Source organism: Kitasatospora sp. NPDC043949 (genome assembly GCF_056435365.1).
Map to the genome: position 1 here is coordinate 26,598 of NZ_JBWKEQ010000067.1, position 6,000 is coordinate 32,597.

The 6,000-nt window shown below is 71.2% G+C and carries 9 protein-coding genes; 5 read left to right on the plus strand and 4 right to left on the minus strand.

What is annotated here, in order from left to right; genetic code table 11:
- Positions 1–118: 118 nt before the first annotated feature.
- Positions 119–553 carry an Hsp20/alpha crystallin family protein gene (locus tag AC07AL_RS34585; protein WP_363588192.1) on the minus strand — a complete coding sequence of 145 codons (435 nt, stop codon included), beginning with the start codon at positions 551–553 and terminating at the stop codon, positions 119–121.
- 109 nt (positions 554–662) lie between these two features.
- Here AC07AL_RS34585 and AC07AL_RS34590 point away from each other — a divergent pair, with 109 nt between their 5' ends.
- The 4 genes from AC07AL_RS34590 (at position 663) to AC07AL_RS34605 (ending at position 2,190) form a co-directional block, all read left to right on the plus strand.
- Positions 663–1,364, plus strand: a complete 702-nt coding sequence (locus AC07AL_RS34590) for a type III effector protein (protein WP_478319322.1) — start codon at positions 663–665, stop codon at positions 1,362–1,364.
- Positions 1,339–1,590: a hypothetical protein gene (locus AC07AL_RS34595; protein ID WP_363588188.1), complete on the plus strand. Its 252-nt coding sequence runs from the start codon at positions 1,339–1,341 to the stop codon at positions 1,588–1,590. The genes AC07AL_RS34590 and AC07AL_RS34595 overlap by 26 nt, the downstream gene beginning before the upstream one ends.
- A gap of 215 nt (positions 1,591–1,805) precedes the next feature.
- Entirely contained in the window at positions 1,806–2,009 is a 204-nt protein-coding gene (locus tag AC07AL_RS34600; protein WP_363588186.1) for a CsbD family protein, read from the plus strand.
- A 16-nt stretch (positions 2,010–2,025) separates the two neighbouring features.
- Complete coding sequence (locus AC07AL_RS34605; protein ID WP_218206507.1) at positions 2,026–2,190, plus strand: hypothetical protein; 165 nt, start codon at positions 2,026–2,028, stop codon at positions 2,188–2,190.
- A 282-nt stretch (positions 2,191–2,472) separates the two neighbouring features.
- Here the strand turns inward: AC07AL_RS34605 and AC07AL_RS34610 are convergent, their stop codons facing one another.
- Positions 2,473–2,712: a hypothetical protein gene (locus tag AC07AL_RS34610; protein WP_363588184.1), complete on the minus strand. Its 240-nt coding sequence runs from the start codon at positions 2,710–2,712 to the stop codon at positions 2,473–2,475.
- A 664-nt stretch (positions 2,713–3,376) separates the two neighbouring features.
- Positions 3,377–3,598, minus strand: coding sequence for a hypothetical protein (locus tag AC07AL_RS34615; RefSeq protein ID WP_363588180.1), 222 nt, complete (start codon positions 3,596–3,598; stop codon positions 3,377–3,379).
- Between the two features lie 973 nt (positions 3,599–4,571).
- On the opposite strand from AC07AL_RS34615, the gene AC07AL_RS34620 reads away from it, so the two are divergent.
- Positions 4,572–4,853, plus strand: coding sequence for a helix-turn-helix domain-containing protein (locus tag AC07AL_RS34620; protein ID WP_400812306.1), 282 nt, complete (start codon positions 4,572–4,574; stop codon positions 4,851–4,853).
- Between the two features lie 545 nt (positions 4,854–5,398).
- On the opposite strand, the gene AC07AL_RS34625 is transcribed toward AC07AL_RS34620, so the two are convergent.
- Positions 5,399–5,779 carry a CBS domain-containing protein gene (locus tag AC07AL_RS34625; RefSeq protein WP_363588178.1) on the minus strand — a complete coding sequence of 127 codons (381 nt, stop codon included), beginning with the start codon at positions 5,777–5,779 and terminating at the stop codon, positions 5,399–5,401.
- Between the last annotated feature and the right edge of the window lie 221 nt (positions 5,780–6,000).

Consider the following 6,000-nt stretch of genomic DNA (forward strand, 5'->3'; position numbering starts at 1 on the left):
TCGCTGTCCGTTGGGCCCGCGGGTCGCGGGCGTGTCCGGAAGGTCAGGCCGGGGCCGGGGTGTCCCGTGCCGCGCCGCCGGGGGGATTGCGGGCGGCACGGGACGGCTCGGGGAGAGGTCAGGCCTGGATCTGCTTGCGCCCGTCGCCATGGGCGATGGCGATCTTGCGGGGCTTGGCCTTCTCGGCGACCGGGATTTTCAGGGTCAGCACGCCGGCGTCGTAGTCGGCGGTGATCCCCTCCGGGTCGAGGGTGTCGGAGAGCATGACCTGCCGGGAGAACACACCGAGCGGGCGCTCGGCCAGCTCCCACTTCACGTCGTCTCCCTGCCGGTGCGGACGGCGCTCGGCCTTGACGGTCACCATGTTCCGCTCGACGTCGATGTCGATCGCGTCCGGGGCCACCCCTGGCAGGTCGAAGCAGATCACGTACTCGTCACCGGCGCGGTAGGCGTCCAGTGGCATCGGGGTCGGCCGCGACCAGGTACCGGTCGTGTTGAGGAACTGCTGGGTCAGCCGGTCGAGCTCGCGGAAGGGGTCAGTGCGCAGCAGCATCGCGAAACACCTCCATTGATCGTTGGGTGCCAGTGCGCTTCACCTGACATCGTTGTAGCACGTCATCCATCCAATGACAAACTCCTAGTGTCGTCCGTAGAATGACTGCATGAGCGCGAAGCCCCCGAAGCCCGCAGCCAGACCCGAGCCGGTCTCCTTCCTCGCCGCCGCCGCAGCGCTAGCCGCCATCGACGACGCCGTGCGCACGGCCCGGGGACCTGGCCGTCCCGCAGGCCAAGACACACGGGAAGGCGGTGCCGAGCGGGCGCTGGCCGCCCTCGTGCTGCTGCGGGAGCTGCGTACCCAGCTCGCCGACTGGGAGGCTCCGATGGTCGAGGCCGCCCGCGCCGCAGGCGCCACCTGGGCCGACCTCGCCCAGCCCATGGGCGTCGCCAGCCGCCAGGCCGCCGAGAACCGCTACCTGCGCCTGCGCCCCGCCGGCACCACCGGCACCACAGGCACCACTGGCACCACTGGCACCACTGCTACCGGCGCGGAGCGGGTCAAGGCCGTGCGCGACCGCCGCGCCGCCGACCGCGCCGTCGACGCCTGGGCCCGCGACCACGCCGCCGACCTGCGCGTCCTGGCCGCCCGGATCACCGCCGCCCCCGGCCACACCCCCGAAGCCGGGCCCGCCCTGGACGCACTCACCACTGCCCTCGGCGCCACCGACGCGGCCGACCTCATCGCGCCCCTGACTGGTATGCGCCTCCATCTCGGCGACGCCCATCCCGACCTCGCCGCCCGCCTCGACGACCTCGACGACCGCACCGACCGCCTCCGCCATGACAGTGATCAACGACGCGCCTGACCCTCCTGCCCAGGACCGATGGCAGCACATCGAGGACCGCCTCGCCGCCATCGAGCTGCGGATCCGCGAGCAGAGCACTGCGGCCCTCACCGTCCTTGACACCCACCTGGCCCGCCTCGACGCCCTGCGTCGCCAGCTCGCCACCCAGCCATGGCCCCCGCAGGGCCCCGACACCCCCGGCAGCCCGGCCCGCCACCCGTGCCCGTCCGCGGGAGAGGCTCGTTGAACCGGGCGCCTGCCCGCGGTCATCAGGCCGGCGGTACGCGGCGCCGATCCCCCGGCCCGCGTACCGCCTCGCGCCGCCGTCCGGCCTCACGGGCGGTCCCCTCGGGACGGCCCGCGCCTCGTCAGCCGTGCCGCGAGCATAAAATCCCCAAAACCGGGCAAAGATGGACGATCGGACAGTGGGATTCGCGCACTACCGGATGGACGGAGCAACCGATGAGTGACCTGTCGAACAAGGCGCAGAACGTGACCGGCAAGGCCAAGGAGAAGGTCGGGGACCTGACTGGTGACCAGGAGCTGAAGGGCGAGGGGCAGGCCGACCAGGCGGAGTCGAAGCTCAAGCAGGCCGCCGCGGACGTCAAGGACGGCGTGCGCGACGTCGCCGACCGTGTGAAGGGCGTCTTGAAGCGCGACAAGTGAGAAAGGCGGAGCCGCGATGGCACTGTTTCTGTTCATCGTCCTGATCGCTGTGGTGTTCGGTTTCGTCGGCGCCCTCGTGAAGGGCCTGCTGTGGCTGCTCGTGATCGGGATCGTCCTGTTCCTCGCAGCCCTGGTACTCGGCGGCATGCGTCTGGGCAGCCGACGCTCCGGGCGCAGGTAGGGAAGGCGGGCCATTCGCCGTGACGCAGCCCTCGGCCCTTCGAAGGCCAGGGCTGTATTCGGCGGGGCGGGGCCGTGTGGCCGGGGCTACTCCTGTAGACCCCGGCCGCACGGCGGCCGACGAGCGGCACGGCAGCGGCCCACGGGTGTGCCTACCCGCGGGCCGACGTTCAGGGCGGCGGGATGGCGTGCAGGCACGTGTGCCTGTCCGTGCCGCGGGCGTGGCCGGGCCATCACCTCCGTGATCTCCACCCGGAACGTGCCGTTCTCGTCCGCGAATGAACTACCAGCCCATATCCTGGGCAACCTCGCTCTGAGCAGCAGCGATGTCCTCGGCGGTCACCCCGGTCACGTCGGAGTCCGCGGCCCGCTCCAACCGCGACAGCAGATCGGCCAGGGCCTGTTTCTGGGCCGGATGGGTCACCGGCACCGAGCCGAGATCCGTCGTCATCAGCCAGTCGAACAACACGATGGTGTCCGCCTGCCACAGACGCACCGACACGGTCGGGAGATCGTCTTCCATCCGCCCACCATGCCGGGCCGACCAAGCCGCACGACCGAACCGCACGACCCGAGGGGGTCAATTCTGCGGGACTGATGGGTTTTCAGTTCTGCGGAAGCGTTGACAATCTCCGCCTGACCTCGGCGGCGCGGCTTGGACGCTCGTTCCCAGTCCCCTGCTGCGCCGACCGGCCGCCGCGCCCTGCCGGGTTTCGCTCGCCGATACTGGCAAGCACCCTGGGCGCGAGCGGACCCGTTCGCACGGGCCCTGACCCTCCCCCCTTCTGGTCCGGGCCTGTACGGCGGGGTGTCCGGCGTGGTCCACCGCCGGCCGCCCTCGCCCGGGTGCGGTCGCGTGCGCGGCCTCGGGCGCGCGATGGGGATCGTGGTTCTGTTGGAGCTGGTTGAGCCGTTGGATGCGCGCATCCTGGGGGTGGGCGGTGATCCGGTTGACGTCCTGTCGGTGCGCCGGGTCCACGCCGCCCTCTCCGATCCGGACGCCCCCGGCGGCCCCGGGCCGTCGACCCGCGTGCGGAATGGACGCCAGCGCGATGGTGGTCGAGCGGTGGAGCCCGGAGCGTCCGAGGCAGGGGTGGTATCCGCCGCGTTGGGCCGGATACGTCTGCCTCACCTGTGATGCCGCTGCCCGCGCTTTCTGATCCGGGAGCGCGGCGGGCCGACTGGGCCTATCGGGCCCCCGGCGGATTGTCATCACCGTGGGGGGTGTCGATGGCCTCGCGCAGGGCAGGCAGGTCCGTGATGGCGGCCTGTTCGGCGAAGCGGGCCAGAAGCCGGCGGAGGCCCCGCTCGTCCCGGTCGCGCACTGCTTCGCCTATGGCCGCCGCCAGCGACGCCTGGGTATGGGGGTCGGGGGTGCGCACCTGCCGCGCGGCCTGCGGCCCTTCCACCACTTGTCTCCCGTTTACTCGTGGTCCTGGCCGCGGGACGCGGCGTCCTCCGCCCTGGGTGCGGCTGCGGCGACAGGCCGCCCCACCCCGTGAGGGGCGAAGACTACCTCCCCAGCCGGCGCCGAAAAATCTATGCCCGCTGGAGTAGACATTGCCACGCGCCGTGGTTAGTGTTTCTCTCGTAGACGAGAGAAGCGGTACCTGCCAGACACGAACTGGCGGGTAGCAGTACAGGAGTTCGTAGGTCGGTACGGTTGCAGGGTCTTGAAGCCAGGGATGGTGCAGTAAGGCGACAGGACCGGCGGCCGGGCCGGGCGGCCCGCAGGTATCAGGGGTCGCCACCGAGCGGTACCGCAGTTCGGTAAGTGCAGTACCAGCAGTGTGAAGTTGAGTTGGGAAGTACCAGCAGTCGACAGTACGCGGTATCCCGGTGAAGGCGCCCAGACTGCGGGCGCGCGCACTGGGAGTCCGGCAGTGGGGTTCCAAGCCGAGTGGTTAAGCAGGACGGGCGACGGGGCTGGCTACCGGACCCGGTGGACCGCAAGGACCGCCACAGCAGTACCGAGTGGTTGGCACTACCACGCAGTTCGAAGTACCAGCAGTTCCGCAGTACCAGGTCAGTGCAGAGGATGAACGGAGGGGACAGAGCGCCATCAGGATCGCCCGGCCCGTGAGGAAGTCGCCCGGGCGGAATCCGAAGACCCCAAGGCAAGGACGGTGGTTTCCGGTCACGCATACGCGATCCCCGCATGCCCCCTCCCCCGGGGCAGTGCGGATATAAGGAAGCCGGCCACAAGGCCTGCAGATGGTGTAAAACCCTTCGGGGCCCCGGGAGCCACAATGGCCCCCGGGGCCCCTCAGTACGTCCCCAGGCACAACAACAAGAAGAGGTGCAGTGACCACGGCAACCATCCGACCGCATACCCCCGGCGCCGTCAGCTCGTTCGACGATGACGACTACCCCGCCTACACCATGGGCCGCGCCGCCGAAATGACCGGCACCACCCCCGGTTTCCTACGCTCCCTCGGCGAACAGGGCCTCATCACCCCCCTGCGCTCCGAAGGCGGCCACCGCCGCTACTCCCGCTACCAGCTGCGCATCGCCATGCGCGCCCGCGACCTCGTCGACCAGGGCACCGCCATCGAGGCCGCCTGCCGCATCGTCATCCTCGAAGACCAACTCGAAGAAGCCCTGCGCATCAACGAAGAGCTCCGCCGTTCCCCGCGCGGCCAGGAGTCCGCCGCCGACACCTGACCAGCCTGCCAGGCCGACGAGACCGGTCCGCGGTGAGCGACGGGCGCTCACCGCAGGCCGCCCCGGACACGATTACCCCTCAGTCCCCGATCGCTGGCCGACCGTTCCCCGCGCGGCCAGGAGTCCGGCACCCTGCCTCACTGGCGCGGACCGGTTCCGGGCCGCGCTCATGCACAACTGTGTTTCCTTGACCGGTCCTTGGCCGCGCCAGCCGCTGACGGTTCGCCTGCGCTGAGCGGGCGGTCCGCTCGGTCGCCCGGCCGCTACGGTGAGGATTGCGCCGCCGCCTGCGGGCCGTCAGGCAAGTCGCCCGCTTTGCGGGCGCCCCCGGCCCGCCCGAGACCGGGGCCGCGAGGAGTTACTCGGTGGCCGTCCCCGCGGAATCCGACCCCCTGCCCTCGACATCCGCCTGCGACCGGGAACCGGCGCCCTGATGCTCGACGCGATGGCCGACCCCGACCAGGACAGCGGCCCAATGCTGAACGCCGCCGTGGACAGCTCCCTGGAGACGCGGCTGCCGGCGCGTCGGCGCCGGCAGCGCGGGCCTAGAAGCTGAGCAGGCCGATGGCGTGGCCGTCGGGGTCGACCACCGGCCACGTGGTCAGGCCGCGGGCGCGCATGGCGGAGGCTGCGGTGGTGGCGGGCATGTCGGCGGTGGCGAACGGGGCCTGGTCGAGGACGATGTCGCGCACCGGGGTGCGCTCGGTGGACCAGGTGCGGGTCTGGAACGGCGCGAGGTGCAGGCGGGTCAGCAGCCCGGCGCAGCGGCCGTCGTCATCGCGGACCAGGAGGTGGTCGGCGCCGGAGCCGTGCAGGATGTCGATCGCCATGTCGACCATGACGTCGTCGCTGATCTGCAGCTCGGGGTGTCTCATGAGGTCGCCGACCGTGGCGGTGGTCGCGGGGTGTTCGAGGGTGAGGGTCATGGGCGGACTCCTTGGTGTCGGTTCCGCCGGGGCCGGCGGTGGTCGGGGCACCGCGGTGGGAGGGCCGGCGGGGTCCGCCGGAGCGGGCCGGGACTCCTGCTTCGCGCTGGTGAGTCGTGGGGGGGGGGGGGGGGGGGGGGGGGGGGGGGGGGGGAGAACCCCCCCGACCCAAAAAAAGGAAAGAAACAACTAAGCGCACCGACGCACCAAGGGAAGGGATC